This is a genomic window from Tepidicella baoligensis, assembly GCF_013432195.1.
GTDB classification, from domain to species: domain Bacteria; phylum Pseudomonadota; class Gammaproteobacteria; order Burkholderiales; family Burkholderiaceae_C; genus Tepidicella; species Tepidicella baoligensis.
The window spans coordinates 99110-115487 of record NZ_JACCDB010000007.1 but is presented as its reverse complement, the minus strand read 5'-3'; the positions used below and the strand labels follow the sequence as shown (position 1 = coordinate 115487).

The following is a 16378-nucleotide window of genomic DNA, read 5'->3' as shown; positions in this document are numbered from 1 at the left end:
GCCGCATGGGTCCATCAAGGCCGTGCATCGCGCCGGAACACGAGGCGGTCAGGCCGGGAAGCCGCCGGCACGAAAGCGTACCCCTCCAGGTCAAAACCCTTGAGGTCATCCACCGTCGATACCTTGTGCTGCACGGCATAACGCATCATCAAACCCCGGGCCCGCTTGGCCATGAAGCTGATGACTTTGTACCGCCCGGCCTTGAGTTCCTCGAACACACAGCTCACCACCTGCGGCTTGAGCACCTTGAGGTCCACCGATTTGAAATACTCCTCGCTGGCGAGGTTGATGATCACCGACACCCGCTGGGCGGCCGCGCGCTGGTTCAGGTAGTCGGCAATCTGCGTGCCCCAGAACTGGTAGAGGTTCTTGCCCTTGGGCGTGACCAGCCGGGTGCCCATCTCCAGCCGGTAAGGCTGCATCAGATCGAGCGGGCGCAACACCCCGTACAGGCCGCTCAGGATGCACAAGTGCTCCTGCAACCAGGCGAGCTGCGATGCGTCGAGGCTGCGGGCGTCCAGCCCTTCATAGACATCACCATTGAAAGCCAATACGGCCTGCTTCGAGTTGGCCGTGGTGAAAGTCGGCTCCCAAGCTTGGTAGCGTGCGACGTTCAGGCCCGCGAGCGAGTCGCTCAGGTTCATCAGCGACGCGATTTCCTGGGGCGTTTTTTCGCGCAACACGGCGATCAGTTCTTGCGCCTGCGGCACGAACAGCGGCTGGGTGTGCAGGTCCACGTGGGGGGGCGTTTCATAGTCGAGCGCCTTGGCCGGAGACAATAAAAACAACATGTTCAATATCCTCTACCCAGGCGATTATCTGGCAAGCGTGAACAAGCCCACACCCTAGGCCCGCTCAGCCACGCTCTCGCGCCGTCGCAGTGGCCTCGCCGCCGGTGGGCCGACCTGGGCTATTTCAGATCCCCGGCCAAACTGGCCAGCGTTTCCGGTGCAATCTGCACATGGGCGGGGTAATGCGTATGGTCACACCCGAGCTTGACGCCCGCCCCTGCCTTTACCGCGGCGCGCATGGCGGGCGTCAGCTCGAAGCGCAGGAAATGGACCGCCGAGGTCTTTTCCGGTGTTTCCCGATCCAGGTCCTCGTCGGCGATTGCATACACGCGCTCGTGCCCCTCGACCTCCACGAACATGTGGTCTTCTACCCCGATCAGCTTGGCCAGTTCGCGCCGACGCTCGTGGATATCGGGGTATTCGAGCATCATGGTGGCCTTCCAGTTGGTGCCATCGGGCACGAGGGGGGCATAGGCATCGATTTCGTCCTGTATGCCTTCTTCCTCGAAGATTTTTTCGATGCGCAGCATCTCCTGGATCTGGTAGCGCATGCTCAGCTCGCTTTCGAACTGCACGCTGATGTGTTCGCCCAAATGCACGGTACGCAGCTTTCGATGCGCCATGATGTCGGGCTTGTGGACCTTGCGCCATTTGGCGTAGGCCTCCAGGGTCATCAGGCTGTCGGGGGTGATCTTTCCGGTCAGTTGCATGGCATGGTTCCCCTTTATTTCAGACCGTAGGCGATGCGCACCAGCGTCAAGGGGTGCGCCAGTGTGGGCTCTCCCAGCTGGTTGACTTCAAACCCCTGGGCGATATGGTGGCCGCCCAGCGGGCAATCGGAGCTGATGTAGTCGGGCTTGGCGCCGTCCTTCATCTGCGACATGGCCTTGAACACCGGTTTGCCGATCTTCATCGCCATCTCATGGCTGCCTTTTTTCACGCCGTAGGTGCCGGCGTGGCCGGAACAGCGCTCGATGGTTTGCACCGTGGTGCCGGGCACCAGCTTGAGCAATTCCTCCGTCTTCTTGCCGATGTTCTGCACCCGGCTGTGACAAGGCACCTGGTAGCTCACGTTGCCCAGTTTCTGAGGGAATTCGGTCTTCAGCAAACCATCGCGCTTGCGGGCGACGAGGTATTCGAACGGGTCCCACATGGCCTCCTTCACCAGCTGTGTGTCGGGGCAGTCGGGGAACATCAGCGGGATTTCCTGCTTGAACATCAGGGTACAGCTCGGCACCGCACTCAAGATGGCGAAGCCGTCCTTGGCGTATTTCGCCAGTACCGGGATGTTGGCCTCCTTGCTGGCGGCCACCGCGTCCAGATCGCCCAGTTCCAGCTTGGGCATGCCACAGCACTTTTCCTTCTCGACCAGCACGTAGGGAATGGCGTTATGGTCGAGGATCTTCAACAGGTCATGACCGATGCCGGGCTCGTTGTAGTTCACGTAGCACGTGGAAAAGATGACCACTTTGCCGGGGGTGCGCTCGCCGTTCTTCACTTCCGTGGCTTGGGCTTCGGGTGCCGACGAGCGGAATTTCCGCGTGGCCAGCGACGGCAACCAGGCCCGCTTGTCCACCCCCAGCGCGCTCTCCATCACGCTGCGGGCCACCTGGGTCTTGTTCACGGCGTTGACCGCTTGCACCACCACCGGTATGCCGGCCAGCGAACCGTGCACATCGGTCGAGGCCAGCAGCTTTTCACTGAACTTGACACCGCCTTTCTTGAACTTGATGGCTTTGGCGCGCAGCATGGTGTGCGGGAAGTCCAGGTTCCACTCGTGGGGCGGGGTGTACGGGCACTTGGTCATGTAACACAGGTCGCACATGTAACACTGGTCCACCACTTTCCAGTAGTCTTCTTTTTTCACGCCATCCACTTCCATGGTCGGACTTTCGTCCACCAGGTCGAACAGCGTGGGAAAGGCCCCGCACAGGCTCACACAGCGGCGACAACCGTGGCAGATGTCGAAAATGCGTTCCAGCTCCTCGAAGCACTTGTCTTCGTTGTAGAAATCCGGGTTTTTCCAGTCCAGGGGGTGCCGGGTGGGGGCTTCCAGATTGCCTTCTCTCGACATGGTTGCTCCTTTTCGTTGTTATGGGGTGCCGCTTGATGGCATGCAGCTGTGACACATTCAGAAAAGGGCGCTGGCCCTGAGGCCAACGCCCGACGCTCAATGTGCCGACTCAGTCCACCAGCTCGGCCAGGGCCTTGCTGTAGCGATTGGCATGTGAGCGCTCGGCCTTGGCCAGGGTCTCAAACCAATCGGCAATCTCGTCGAAACCTTCTTCGCGGGCCGTCTTGGCCATGCCAGGGTACATGTCGGTGTATTCGTGGGTTTCCCCAGCAATGGCCGACTCCAGATTCTGGCGGGTGCTGCCGATGGGCAAGCCGGTGGCTGGATCACCTGCGGCTTCCAGGAACTCCAGGTGGCCATGGGCATGACCAGTCTCGCCCTCGGCGGTGGAGCGGAACAGGGCCGCCACGTCGTTCTGGCCTTCCACATCGGCCTTGTTTGCGAAGTAGAGGTAACGCCGGTTGGCTTGGGATTCGCCAGCAAAGGCGTCCTTCAGGCATTGCTCGGTTTTAGAGCCTTTGAGTTGAGGCATGTTCATCTCCTTCTGGGTGGTTGAAGTTGCCGCTGGGCACCGTCGGATCCGACCATGCCCTACCGACCTTATTAACCATAACGCCATTTGGGTCAGATGTCTAATTGGCCGCGCCTATGTACAGGATAAACATTGTCTATCAGCCAAACACATCAATATAATGATTCCTATTTACCAGAACCCCCATCCATGCATCCACACCACCGCTGCGGTGGAAAGGCCCTCGTAAAATCCTTGGATTTCTCTGCCTGTACCCAACGAACCCTCATGTCAGACGCCATTGCCCAACCCGGCCTGCAAGCCCTGTCCAAATCATTCGAGCCTGCCGCACTGGAGGCCCATTGGGGCCCGGAATGGGAGCGTCGGGGCTACGGCCGAGCCGGCTTCCGGGGCACCGCTCAACCCAATGCCGAGGCAGCTGCCGCTGGCCGCAACTTTGCCATCCAATTGCCGCCGCCCAACGTGACCGGCACGCTGCACATGGGGCACGCCTTCAACCAAACCATCATGGACAGCCTGACCCGCTACCACCGCATGATGGGCTTCAACACGGTGTGGATTCCCGGCACGGATCACGCCGGTATCGCCACGCAGATCGTGGTTGAACGCCAGTTGCAAAGTCAGGGCATCAGCCGCCACGAGATGGGCCCCACCCCGGAAATCGCCCGCAAGAACTTCGTGGCCAAGGTGTGGGAGTGGAAGGAACAGTCGGGCAATACCATCACCCAGCAGATGCGCCGCATGGGCGACAGCGTGGACTGGAGCCGCGAGTATTTCACCATGGACGACAAACTGTCCCGCGTGGTGACCGAGACCTTTGTGCGGCTGTATGAGCAAGGCCTGATCTACCGTGGCAAACGCCTCGTCAACTGGGACCCGGTGCTGATGAGCGCGGTGTCCGACCTGGAGGTCGAAAGCGAGGAGGAAGACGGCTTCCTCTGGCACATCGCCTACCCGCTGGTGAGCGGCGAAGGCCAAATGGTGGTGGCCACCACCCGCCCCGAGACCCTGCTGGGCGACGTGGCCGTGATGGTGCACCCCGAAGACGAACGCTACGCCCACCTGGTGGGCCAGTATGTGAAGTTGCCGCTGTGCGACCGCGAAATCCCTGTGATTGCCGACGAGTACGTCGACCGCGCATTCGGCACCGGCGTGGTGAAAGTGACCCCGGCACATGACGCCAACGACTATGCCGTGGGCCAGCGCCACCAGCTGCCGACGATCGGCGTACTGACGCTGGATGCCAAGATCAACGACCACGGGCCGGCGAAATACCGTGGGCTGGACCGCTTCGTGGCCCGCCAGCAGATCGTGGCCGACCTGGAGGCCGCAGGCTTGTTGGTGGAGGTGAAGAAACACAGGCTCATGGTGCCGCGCTGTGCCCGCACCGGCCAGGTGGTCGAGCCGATGCTGACCGACCAATGGTTCGTCGCCATGAACAAGGCCCCCACACCCTCCCCTGCGTATGGTTCGCCGCCCCCCGGGGGGGCTGGCCCCGACCAGGACACTCGCTCCATCGCGCAAAAGGCCATCGACGCCGTACAAAGCGGCCAGGTGACCTTCGTGCCCGAAAACTGGGTCAACACTTACAACCAGTGGATGAACAACATTCAGGACTGGTGCATTTCCCGCCAGTTGTGGTGGGGTCATCAAATCCCCGCCTGGTACGACGTGGAAGGCAACGTCTATGTGGCCCGCGACGAAGCCGAGGCCCAGGCCCAGTTGCAGGCCTACGCCGCGAACCTGAGCGACACCCAACGCGCCGCCTTGCTGGCCGGCGGACTGAAGCGCGACCCCGACGTACTGGACACCTGGTACTCCAGTGCCCTGGTGCCCTTCAGCACGCTGGGTTGGCCTGAAGCCGCTGCCCACCAGGAAGCCGCTGGCAGCGCCGGACGCGAGCCGGGCGATTTCCCGGCCGCAGGACGGATGAGCCAGAGCGTGCCCGGCACGGCCAGCGGCGCAGCGGTCAGCACCACCGACTACGACCTCTACCTGCCCTCCAGCGTCCTCGTCACTGGCTACGACATCATTTTCTTCTGGGTTGCCCGGATGATCATGATGACCACCCACTTCACCGGCCGCGTGCCATTCAAGCACGTCTACATCCATGGCCTGGTGCGCGACGCCCAGGGCCAGAAAATGAGCAAGTCCGAAGGCAACGTGCTGGACCCGGTGGACCTGATCGATGGCATCAGCCTGCCCGAGCTGCTGGAGAAACGCACCACCGGGCTGCGCAAGCCCGAAACCGCACCCAAGGTGCGCAAGCAGACCGAAAAGGAATTCCCCGACGGCATCCCTGCCTATGGCGCCGACGCGCTGCGCTTCACCTTTGCCGCGCTGGCCTCGCTGGGCCGCAGCATCAATTTCGACAGCAAGCGGTGTGAGGGCTACCGCAATTTCTGCAACAAGCTCTGGAACGCCGCCCGCTTCGTGCTGATGAACTGCGAAGGCCACGACTGCGGTCTGAGCGACCACACCGCCGACCAGTGCGTACCCGGCGGCGGTGGTACAAGCCCCCACGCTTCGCTGCCCCCCGAGGGGGCTGTAACCGCCTTGGGGCGGCCCGGCGGCGGTTACCTGCACTTCAGCCAGGCCGACCGCTGGATCGTTTCGCGCCTGCAGCGGGTGGAAGCCGACGTTGCCAAAGGCTTTGCCGACTACCGGCTCGACCATGTGGCCAACGCGATCTACGACTTCGTCTGGAACGAGTTCTGCGACTGGTATCTGGAAATCGCCAAAGTGCAGATCCAGACCGGCAACGCCGAACAACAGCGCGGCACCCGTCGCACCCTGATTCGCACGCTGGAGACCATCCTGCGCTTGGCGCACCCCATCATTCCCTTCATCACCGAAGAGCTGTGGCAGAAGGTGGCTCCCGTGGCCGGCCGTTCGGGTCCGTCGGTCAGCATCGCAGCCTACCCGGTGAGCCAACCGGAACGCATCGACGAGCAGGCCGAAGCCCATGTGGCCCAGCTCAAGGCGCTGGTGGATGCCTGCCGCAACTTGCGTGGCGAAATGGGCGTGTCACCCGCCCAGCGCCTGCCGCTGTACGCCGTGGCCGGCAGCCCGGCCGGCGCAGCTTTTTTGCACGACGTCGCCCCCGTGCTGCAGGCCCTGGCCAAGCTCAGCGAGGTGAAGGTATTCGACGACGAAGCCAGCTGGGCGGCAGCCGCTCAGACAGCACCCGTGGCTGTGGTGAGCCTGGGCGCGGCCGATGTGGCCCGGCTGTGTCTGTTCATGGAAATCGATGTGGCGGCGGAAAAGGCCAGACTCGGCAAGGAAGTGAATCGGCTCCAAGGCGAGATCGCCAAGGCCAAGGCCAAGCTTGGCAACGAGGCCTTCGTGGCCAAGGCTCCAGCAGCCGTGATCGAGCAGGAAAAGAAACGTGTGGCCGACTTCGGTGCTGCGTTGGCCCGGCTGCAGGAGCAGTTGCAGCGTCTGGGTGCGTGATGCCTCTGATGCTCAGCGGCGGCGCAGGACCGACACATAGTCGGGGCCTGCCGTCTCCTGCTGCAGCAACTCGTTGCCGGTCTGCTTGGCAAACGCCTGGAAGTCGCGGATCGAGCCGGAATCGGTAGCGATCACCTTCAGCACCTGGCCGCTGCTCATGTCGGCCAGCGCCTTCTTGGCTTTCAAAATCGGCAACGGGCAGTTCAGGCCGCGCGCGTCGAGTTCTCGGTCGATATTCATGCCATTCATCCTCGGGATAGTGGCCGAATTCTAAGCAATTGCACCGGTCGCATGGCGGTGCAAGGGCTTCCTCACCCGCCCGGGCGACTTGAAAACCCCCAGGGGTTCCGTCAGGTCTGCGTCGCCCTCGGGCCTGGCGCTGAGCGAGCTTGCAACAGCCTGCGCAACACCGACCACAACCGCTCGTCTTCAGCGAATGCCACGTTGAAGCGCATCCACGGGCTGGGTTGGAGATCGGTGGTGAACAGGTGTCCGGGGCCGAGCAGGATGTCATGCTCCGTGGCCTGGTAGGCGAGTTCGGTGGCATTGTCCACACGCGGGTGTCGCGCCCACAGGAACATGCCGGCCTTGGGTTCGTTGAACAGTTCGAAACCGTGGGCCTCCAGCTTTTCCGCCACCGCCTGGTGCGCGCGCGCCAGCCGGTCGCGCAGGCCACGCAGGTGTTTGCGCCAGCGCCCGTCGATGAGCGCGCCGTAGGTGAGCCGCTCGGCGAACTCCGAAGACGTGAGCCCTGAAATCATCTTGAGCTGGGCCAGGTCTTCGAGCACGTCCGGGTGCGCCGCCACATAGCCCACGCGCAGGTTGGGCGACACCGTCTTGGAAAAGCTGCTGATGTACACCACCCGCTGCAACTGGTCCAGGCTGGCCAGCGAAGGGCGCGGCTCCGGGTCCAAGTCGGCATAGATGTCGTTTTCCACCACCGTGAACTGGTGGCGTTCGGCCAGCTGCACCACGCGGTGCAGATGCGCCAGGCTGGCCACCGAAGCGGTGGGGCTTTGCAAACGCGGCTGGGTGAAGAACACCTTGGGCTCGTGCACGCGAACCAGGTCTTCCAGTGCCGCCAGATCGTAGCCGTTGGGGGTACGCGGCACCCCGATCAGCCGAGCGCCCAGGAAGCGCAACGAAAACAGCAGGTTCGGGTAACCGGGCTCGTCCACCAGCACCGCGTCGCCGGGCTGCACCAGACGCCGGGCCACCATGTCCATGGCCTGGCTGGAACCGTTGGTCAGCAACACCTGCTCGGCCGTCAGGGCGATTTCCTGTTCGGCCAGCATGTCGCGCACCAGCTGGCGCACCGGCAGGAACCCCTTGGGCTCGCCGTAGCCCCCCAGGTCCACCGGGTTGGACGCCAGGCTGCGCAGGCTGCGGCGCAGCCCTTCCTCGAACAGCCATTCGCCGGGCAGCCAGCCGCAACCGGGTTTCAGGTCCAGGTTGCGGTTCTCGAACACACTGCGCAGGTACCACATCGAGTCGAAGTGGTAGTTGGCTCCCGACCGCCCGGCCACGCTGACACTCACCTCGCGGCGGCGCACGAAAAAACCGGAATGCGGACGCGAGACGAAATAACCCAGCGCCACCAGCCGGTCGTAGGCGTCCACCACCGTATACACGCTCACCCCATGCGCGTGCGCGAACTGGCGGATCGACGGGGCCTTGGCCCCCGGCCGCAGCGCACCGGACTCGATCAGGCCCCGGAACCCTTCCACGATCTGGGTGACGAGCGGGGTGGCATCTTGCGGATCGAGCGTGAACATGTAAGGATCAGGGTTGGACTGTATTGGTCGGTGGGGCTGCACAGTGTGTCGGCCTCGACCGCCTGTCTGTATATGTTAACGAGGTGGTCTCGGCCCCTACAGTGCAGGCATGACCCCTGCGTGCTGTCGCAAGGGCACGCCACCCTCCAGGAGCCCATCATGCACCGCGACCCCAAGCTCACCGAAGCCAAGACCAACGCCCACCTCATGGCGCGCCGCCGCGCCGCCCTCCCCGCCGGCCTGGGCCAGACCTACGAGGTTTTTGCCGAGCGCGCCGAGAACGCCGAACTCTGGGACGTGGAAGGCCGCCGCTACATCGACTTCGCCGGCGGCATTGCCGTGCTCAACACCGGCCACCGCCACCCCAGGATCGTGGAAGCCGTGAAGGCCCAGCTCGACCACTACCACCACACCTGCTTTCAGGTGGTGGCCTACGAACCCTACGTGGAACTGGCCGAGCGCCTCATTGCCAAGGCGCCGGGCAACTTCCCCAAAAAGGCCTACTTTCTCTCCACCGGCGCCGAGGCGGTGGAAAACGCCGTCAAGATCGCGCGCATCGCCACGAAGCGCCAGGCCGTCATTGCTTTCGGCGGCGGCTTCCACGGTCGCACGTTGCTGGGCATGGCGCTCACCGGCAAGGTGGCCCCGTACAAAGCGGGCTTCGGCCCCTTCCCGGCCGAGATTTACCACGCCGAATTCCCCAACCCGCTGCACGGCGTGAGCGTGGCCGACGCCTTGCGTTCGGTGGAGCACATTTTCAAGTACGACGTGGAGCCCGAGCGTGTGGCCGCCATCATTCTGGAACCGGTGCAGGGGGAAGGCGGCTTCTACGTCGCCCCGCCCGAGTTCGCGCGGGCCCTGCGCGCCCTGTGCGACCAGCACGGCATTGTGCTGATTGCCGACGAGGTGCAGACCGGTGCCGGCCGTACCGGCACCTGGCTGGCCTGCGAGCAGTGGGGCGTGGCGCCCGACCTGATCACCATGGCCAAGAGCATGGCGGGCGGCTTCCCGCTCTCGGCCGTGATCGGCAAGGCCGAGCTGATGGACAAACCCCTGCCCGGCGGCCTGGGCGGCACCTACGCCGGCAGCCCCCTGGCCTGCGCCGCCGCACTGGCCGTGCTGGACGTGTTCGAGGAAGAAAAACTGCTGGAGCGTTCCAACGCCGTGGGTGAGCGCCTGAAAGCCAGCCTGCGCACGCTGGCGCAACAGCACCCGGAAATCCAGGACGTGCGCGGCCTGGGCTCCATGGTGGCCATCGAACTGTTCGAAGGCGGCGACCGCAGCAAGCCAGCGGCTGAACTCACCAAGCGCATGTGCGCCGAAGCGCTCCAGCGCGGGCTGGTGCTGCTGTCGTGCGGGGTGTACGCCAACGTCATCCGCATTCTGGTTCCGATCACCGCCAGCGATGAACTGCTGGACGAGGGGCTGGCCATCATGGCCGAGGCGCTGAAGGCCGCCAAGGGCTGAACGGCAGACCCCAGCAGCTCATCCTGCCACGCGACGCGCCCATCTCATGCATGCCTGCATGCACTTGGTTCGACCCCGGAGCCAGCGCTCATTTTGGGTGATGCCAGTATCGCCGCACGGCGTGGCGGTGGCACCTGACTTCAACGGGCCATAGGCTGCTGCCCATGGCGGCGCCGCAGTCGGGGCTGGCGACCCAGCGTATACCTCTGGCATCCAGGCGTCGAATCACTTCCGCTGCCGGATGCCCGTAGGGATTGCGGTAACCAGACTGAATCACCACCCATTCGGGACGCAAGGTGTTGAGCCACACGGGCCCGGTAGACGTCTTGCTGCCATGATGTGCAGCCAGCAGCACCCGTGTCCGCAGCTCCGGATGCGCGAGGGCCAGACGCGTTTCCTCCGACACGGTGATGTCTCCGGTCAGCAACAGGCTGGCATCGCCCTCGCCGACCAGGAGCACGCATGACATCGCGTTGGAGGACAGGCGCCGCGGGTCGTCCTCGGGCCAGGGATGAAGGAAGCGGAAAGGCACACCGTCCCATTCCCAGCCCATGGGGGCCTCGCAGCGTCGGCTGTCCATGCCCCAGCGCTCGGAGGTGTCGAACGAGGTCCACCATGCCGTGCGGGGATAGGCCTTCGCGAGCGTCCCCATGCCACCGGCATGGTCGCTGTCGGCATGGCTCACCACCACCGCGTCGGGTGCGTCGCCGTGGCGCCGCAACAGGGGCAACAACACCCGTTGGGCCGCGTCCGCCTGCGGACCCATGGGCGGTCCGGTGTCGTAAACGAGGGTGTGGCGGTGGGTGCGCACAATGACCGCCGTGCCCTGGCCCACATCGGCAGCGATCCATTCGAAATGACCAGGCGGGGGGCGGGGCGGCGTGTACGCCAGTGCAGGCCAGAGCAGCAACATGCCCCAAACCCGCCAGGCGAACGGCAAGCCGCTGACCAGTATGACCCCGCCCAGGACGGCGATCAGGGCGAGTACCCCAGGCACGGCCGGTCGGCTCACGGCCGCCCAGGGCCAAGCCGCCATGACGCCCAGCACCCCCACCAACCCTTCCACCGCCCAGGCCCCGATCTGCCAGAGCGGGGCCAAGACAATGCCGGCCAGTGCCAGCGGCGTCACCACCAGCGTCACCCAGGGAATGGCCACCAGGTTGGCCAGCCAGCCGGCCATGGAAAACTCGCCGAACCACAGCAGGGTCAACGGAGCCAGTGCCACCGTGACCCAGCCCTGGGTACGGATCAGCCGCCACACCTGGCCCCGCCAGCGCTGGCCGGTTTCGGGCAACGGACTGCCTGCGGCGAACAACACCGCCACCGCGACGAAGCTCAACCAGAAGCCAGCCCGCAACAGCGCCCAAGGGTCCAGCCACACCACCACGGTCATCACAGCCAGCCACATCAGCGGCCAGGGCCACCGCCGGCCACTGAGCTGCAGCAGGACCACGGCCGTCAACATCCCTATCGCACGTTGCGCCGGCACGCCCCAGCCCGAAAACACGGCGTAACCCCACCCCAGCAGCAAGCCGCCCATGGCAGCCGCCACCGGCAAGGGAAGGGTCTCCAGCAGGGCTGGCCGGGCCCTGCCAGCCAAGCGCCAAACCCAACCCACACCGGCCACCGCCAACCAGGCAAACATCGTGATGTGCATGCCGGAGACGACCACCAGGTGGGTGACGCCCGTCACGCGGAAGGTGTCCCACAGCGCACGCGGAATCGCCCCTTGGTCTCCGGTGGCCAGGGCCGCGAGCACGCCGGCCGCCTCGGGTGAGGAGACGCGGTCGATCACCCGGTCCCGTATCCACTGCCTGGCCTGTTGGATCGGGTAGCGCCCAGTGTCCTGCAGCCAGACCGGCGCGTCCACACCACGCCCCTGGCGCACGTAACCCGTCGCCTGCAGGCCCTGCTCCCACATCCACAGCTCGGCATCGAAACCGTGTGGGTTGGACAGCCCATGCGGGCGTTTGAGCCGGGCCACGAGCCGCCATCGCTGTCCGACACGCAATCCGTTTGCAGGCAGGGCGTCTGGGCCCAGCGCCAAGGGTTCTGAAACCGCGCGCGCACCACGACTGGACCGATCCGCCCAGCTCAGGCGCAGGCGAGGCGGCAGTTGCACCTCCTGCCCCGCCAACCAGGCGCGTTCAGGCACGAACTCGAACTGCCAGCCGGCCTCGCCGCGTCTGGGCATTTCCGCCACCCAGCCTTCCAGCAGCAGGTCACGCCCTTCGAGGGCTGGATCCAATCCGCTACCTTGGTGGTGCAACGCACGCCAGCCCGTGAAGGCGAAGATCGACAACGCCCCCACCAGGGCCCACAGCAGGGCCTGGACATTGTCACGCACCCTGAGCCGCCAGGCCAGCCCCAACAGCAGCCACGCTGCACTGGCCGGCATGGCATAGGCCTGCACCGGCCACAGTTGCGTTTGCTGCAACTGGGCCAGGGCGCCGAGCACGCTGCCCAGCATGAACGCCAGCAGACGAACCATCTTCTGCCGTCAGCCGTGGCAGGCCACATTCACCCAAACTGGCTCAATCCTTGCTAGGATGGCTTTGCACAGGCGCGGCAAAACGCGTCCGAGTACTCGCATGGCTTCCTCCCTTTTTTCTGAAAACACCCATGGCCATCCATGTTGCGCTGAATCATATTACGCACTACCACTACGACCGGCTGGTCAACCTGGCCCCTCACGTGGTACGCCTGCGGCCAGCCCCTCACAGCCGTACCAAGGTGCTGTCGTACTCGCAGCGCATCGAGCCGACAGAACACTTCATCAACTGGCAACAAGACCCGTTTGCCAACTACCAGGCCCGGCTGGTGTTCCCGAAGCCGATGCGCGAATTCAAGGTCACGGTGGACCTGGTGGTCGAAATGGCGGTCTACAACCCGTTCGACTTCTTTCTGGAGCCCTACGCTGAAAAAGTGCCTTTCGCCTACCCTGATGCCCTCAAAAACGATCTGACTCCTTACTTGGTTTTGGGTGAACTCACGCCCAGGCTGAACGCCTATCTGGACCGTGCCCGCACCCTGCTCGCCAAAGGTGACGTGCGCACTATCGATTTTCTGGTGTCGCTCAACCAGCAGCTGCAGCAGGACATTGCCTACACCATCCGGCTCGAACCGGGCGTACAGACGCCCGAGGAAACGCTCATCAAGGCCAGCGGCTCTTGCCGCGACACGGGCTGGCTGCTGGTGCACATGCTGCGTCATCTGGGGCTGGCGGCCCGTTTCGTCTCGGGTTACCTGATCCAGCTCACGCCCGATGTGAAGGCGGTGGACGGCCCGAGCGGCCCCGAGGCCGACTTCACCGACCTGCACGCCTGGTGCGAGGTGTTTCTGCCGGGGGCCGGCTGGATCGGGCTGGACCCCACCTCTGGCCTGCTGGCCGGTGAAGGCCATATCCCACTGGCCTGTACCCCGCAGCCCTCGAGCGCCGCGCCCATCGACGGCGCACTGGACGAATGCGAGGTGACGTTCGAGCACCAGATGCAGGTCACCCGCATCTATGAATCGCCGCGCGTGACCAAGCCCTACACCGACGAGCAATGGACCGCCATCAACGCCCTGGGTGAGCAAGTCGATGCCGATCTGGTACAAGGCGACGTGCGCCTGACCATGGGGGGCGAGCCGACCTTCGTGGCCACCCGAGACCGCGATGCCGCCGAATGGAACACCGACGCCCTGGGCCCCACCAAACGCAACTACGCCACCGAACTGCTGCACCGCTTGCGCCAGCAGTACGGCGCCGGCGGCTTCATCCACCTGGGCCAGGGCAAGTGGTACCCTGGTGAACAGTTGCCGCGCTGGGCACTCTCGCTGTACTGGCGGGCCGACGGCCAGACCATCTGGCACCACCCGGCCCTGTTGGCCGACGAGCGCGACCCCGCGCAATACACCGACGCCGACGCCCAGCGCTTCATCCAGACGCTGGCACGCAAGCTGGGTCTGAGCACCCAGTACATCACCCCCGGCTACGAAGACACCTGGTACTACCTGTGGCGCGAGCGCAAGCTGCCCGTCAACGTGGACCCGTTCGACGCCAAGCTCAGCGACGAACTGGAGCGCGTGCGCCTGCGCCGTGTCTTCGACCAAGGTTTGGACAGCGTCGTCGGTTATGTGCTTCCCTTACAGGCCCATGCCGTGCCGAACGGCCAGCCCAAGGGGGTACGTAGCGGTGCCGCCTCCACACGGTGGGCCACCGGCCCCTGGTTCTTCCGCGACGAACGCATGTACCTCATCCCCGGCGATTCCCCCATGGGCTACCGCCTGCCGCTGAACTCCCTGCCCTGGGTGGCCGCGAGCGACTACCCCTACCACATCGAGCAGGACCCGTCGGCCCCGCGCGATGCCCTGCCTGAAGGCACCGCCTTCCGCCATCAGTACGCCCCGCATCAGGTGGGGGGCGGTTTTGCCGAAGGCGGCGTGGTGTCCATGCAGGGCAGCGAGTACGGCTGGCACCTCGACGCCAATGGCAACCCGGAAAGCGACACGCCGGTCTGGCAAGGCGACCCCGCCGGCCTGGGCGTGGCCGGTGCCGCCCCCGCGCAGCCCATGAGTGCCCGCTACCCCCAGCGTGGCGAATCGGCGGCCTGGCTCACCCGCACCGCCCTCTGCGTGGAGGCCCGCGACCCGCAACGCGCCAACGGCCCCAAGGCGGAATCGACCCTCGGTGGCCAAAGCCGCCACCTCTATGTGTTCATGCCGCCGCTGCAGCGGCTGGAAGACTACCTGGACCTGCTCGCCGCCATCGAGGCAACAGCGGAGAAACTGGGCGTGAAGATCGTGCTGGAAGGCTACCCGCCGCCGCGCGACCCGCGCCTGAAAATGCTCCAGGTCACCCCCGACCCGGGCGTGATCGAGGTCAACATCCACCCCGCCCACAACTGGGGCGAACTGGTCGAGCACACCGAATTCCTGTACGACGCGGCCCACCACACCCACCTGTGCGCCGACAAGTTCATGACCGACGGCCGCCACACCGGCACCGGCGGCGGCAACCACTTTGTGCTCGGTGGCGCCACCCCGGCCGACTCGCCCTTCCTGCGCAAGCCGGAACTGCTGGCCAGCCTCATCGCCTACTGGCACAACCACCCGTCCTTGAGCTACCTGTTCAGCGGCCTGTTCATCGGGCCCACCAGCCAGGCTCCACGGGTGGACGAAGCCCGCAACGACCAGCTCTACGAACTCGAAATCGCGCTGAACCAGATCGAGAAAAACCGCCAGGTCTACGGCCAGGACATGCCGCCCTGGCTGGTGGACCGCACCCTGCGCAACATCCTGGTGGACGTGACCGGCAACACCCACCGCAGCGAGTTCTGCATCGACAAGCTGTTCAGCCCCGATGGCCCCACCGGCCGCCTGGGCCTGCTGGAGTTGCGCGCGTTCGAAATGCCGCCCCACGCCCGCATGAGCGTGGCCCAGCAACTGCTGCTGCGTGCGCTGGTGGCCCGCTTCTGGAATGAGCCGTGGCACGGCAAGCTCACCCGCTGGGGCACCGAGCTGCACGACCGCTTCCTGCTGCCCACCTTCGTGCGCATGGACTTCGACGATGTGCTCGACGACCTGGCCCGATACGGCTACCGGTTCGAAAAAAGCTGGTTCGACCCGCACTTCGAGTTCCGCTTCCCGCTCATCGGTCAGGTCACGGCGAAAGGCATCGAGCTGACGTTGCGCAATGCGCTGGAGCCTTGGCACGTCATGGGTGAAGAAGGGGCTGTGGGCGGCACGGTGCGCTTCGTGGATTCTTCCCTGGAGCGACTGGAGGTCCACGTGAGCGGCTACAACGACAGCCGCTATGTGGTCACCGTCAACGGCCGCGCCCTGCCCCTGCAAAACACCGGCACCGTGGGCGACTACGTGGCCGGTGTCCGGTACAAGGCCTGGAACCCGCCGTCGAGCCTGCACCCCAGCATCGGGGTGCACGCGCCGCTGACCTTTGACATCGTGGACACCTGGATGAAACGCTCCCTGGGCGGCTGCCAGTACCACGTCGCGCACCCGGGCGGGCGCAACTACGACACCTTCCCCATCAACGCCTACGAAGCCGAAAGCCGTCGCCTGGCCCGCTTCTTCCAGATGGGCCATACGCCCGGCACCATGCAGGCCGAGCCAGCCCGCCCAAGCCAGGAGTTCCCCTTCACCCTCGATCTGCGCCGCAATTGAACGATCAACCGCCGCCATCCGCCGTTTGCGGCATACTGCCAGTCCGTGACCCCCCAAGCCCCGACGCCCTTGTCCAACGACGCTCCCGGCACCACCAGCGTCTCCGCGCTGGCTGCCGCAG

Annotated in this window: 10 protein-coding genes; 3 read left to right on the top strand and 7 right to left on the bottom strand. The window is 64.9% G+C overall.

What is annotated here, in order from left to right:
* Nucleotides 1-14: 14 nt before the first annotated feature.
* The 4 genes from yaaA to HZS63_RS09140 form a co-directional block, all read right to left on the bottom strand.
* Nucleotides 15-791, bottom strand: a complete 777-nt coding sequence (yaaA, locus tag HZS63_RS09155) for a peroxide stress protein YaaA (protein ID WP_180683730.1) — start codon at nt 789-791, stop codon at nt 15-17.
* A gap of 119 nt (nt 792-910) precedes the next feature.
* Nucleotides 911-1501: a DUF3501 family protein gene (locus tag HZS63_RS09150; protein ID WP_180683729.1), complete on the bottom strand. Its 591-nt coding sequence runs from the start codon at nt 1499-1501 to the stop codon at nt 911-913.
* A gap of 14 nt (nt 1502-1515) precedes the next feature.
* On the bottom strand, nt 1516-2865 hold the full coding sequence (locus tag HZS63_RS09145; RefSeq protein ID WP_180683728.1) for a (Fe-S)-binding protein: 1350 nt from the start codon (nt 2863-2865) through the stop codon (nt 1516-1518).
* A 109-nt stretch (nt 2866-2974) separates the two neighbouring features.
* Nucleotides 2975-3397, bottom strand: a complete 423-nt coding sequence (locus tag HZS63_RS09140) for a rubrerythrin family protein (RefSeq protein ID WP_180683727.1) — start codon at nt 3395-3397, stop codon at nt 2975-2977.
* Nucleotides 3398-3664: 267 nt separating this feature from the next.
* Here HZS63_RS09140 and HZS63_RS09135 point away from each other — a divergent pair, with 267 nt between their 5' ends.
* Nucleotides 3665-6850, top strand: a complete 3186-nt coding sequence (locus HZS63_RS09135; RefSeq protein ID WP_180683726.1) for a valine--tRNA ligase — start codon at nt 3665-3667, stop codon at nt 6848-6850.
* Between the two features lie 12 nt (nt 6851-6862).
* On the opposite strand, the gene HZS63_RS09130 is transcribed toward HZS63_RS09135, so the two are convergent.
* Together HZS63_RS09130 and HZS63_RS09125 are read right to left on the bottom strand one after the other, a co-directional pair.
* A complete protein-coding gene (locus HZS63_RS09130) occupies nt 6863-7090 on the bottom strand; it encodes a sulfurtransferase TusA family protein (protein WP_180683725.1) in 228 nt (75 codons plus the stop codon).
* A 110-nt stretch (nt 7091-7200) separates the two neighbouring features.
* Nucleotides 7201-8625 carry an aminotransferase-like domain-containing protein gene (locus HZS63_RS09125; RefSeq protein WP_180683724.1) on the bottom strand — a complete coding sequence of 475 codons (1425 nt, stop codon included), beginning with the start codon at nt 8623-8625 and terminating at the stop codon, nt 7201-7203.
* A gap of 159 nt (nt 8626-8784) precedes the next feature.
* Between HZS63_RS09125 and gabT the strand changes: the two genes are divergently transcribed.
* Entirely contained in the window at nt 8785-10092 is a 1308-nt protein-coding gene (gene gabT, locus HZS63_RS09120; RefSeq protein WP_180683723.1) for a 4-aminobutyrate--2-oxoglutarate transaminase, read from the top strand.
* 88 nt (nt 10093-10180) lie between these two features.
* Here gabT and HZS63_RS09115 read toward each other — a convergent pair whose 3' ends face one another.
* Nucleotides 10181-12583, bottom strand: a complete 2403-nt coding sequence (locus HZS63_RS09115; RefSeq protein WP_246316263.1) for a DNA internalization-related competence protein ComEC/Rec2 — start codon at nt 12581-12583, stop codon at nt 10181-10183.
* A 131-nt stretch (nt 12584-12714) separates the two neighbouring features.
* On the opposite strand from HZS63_RS09115, the gene HZS63_RS09110 reads away from it, so the two are divergent.
* Nucleotides 12715-16257 (top strand): transglutaminase family protein, encoded by a 3543-nt coding sequence (locus HZS63_RS09110; protein ID WP_180683722.1) that lies wholly within the window; start codon nt 12715-12717, stop codon nt 16255-16257.
* The last annotated feature ends 121 nt before the right edge of the window (nt 16258-16378 follow it).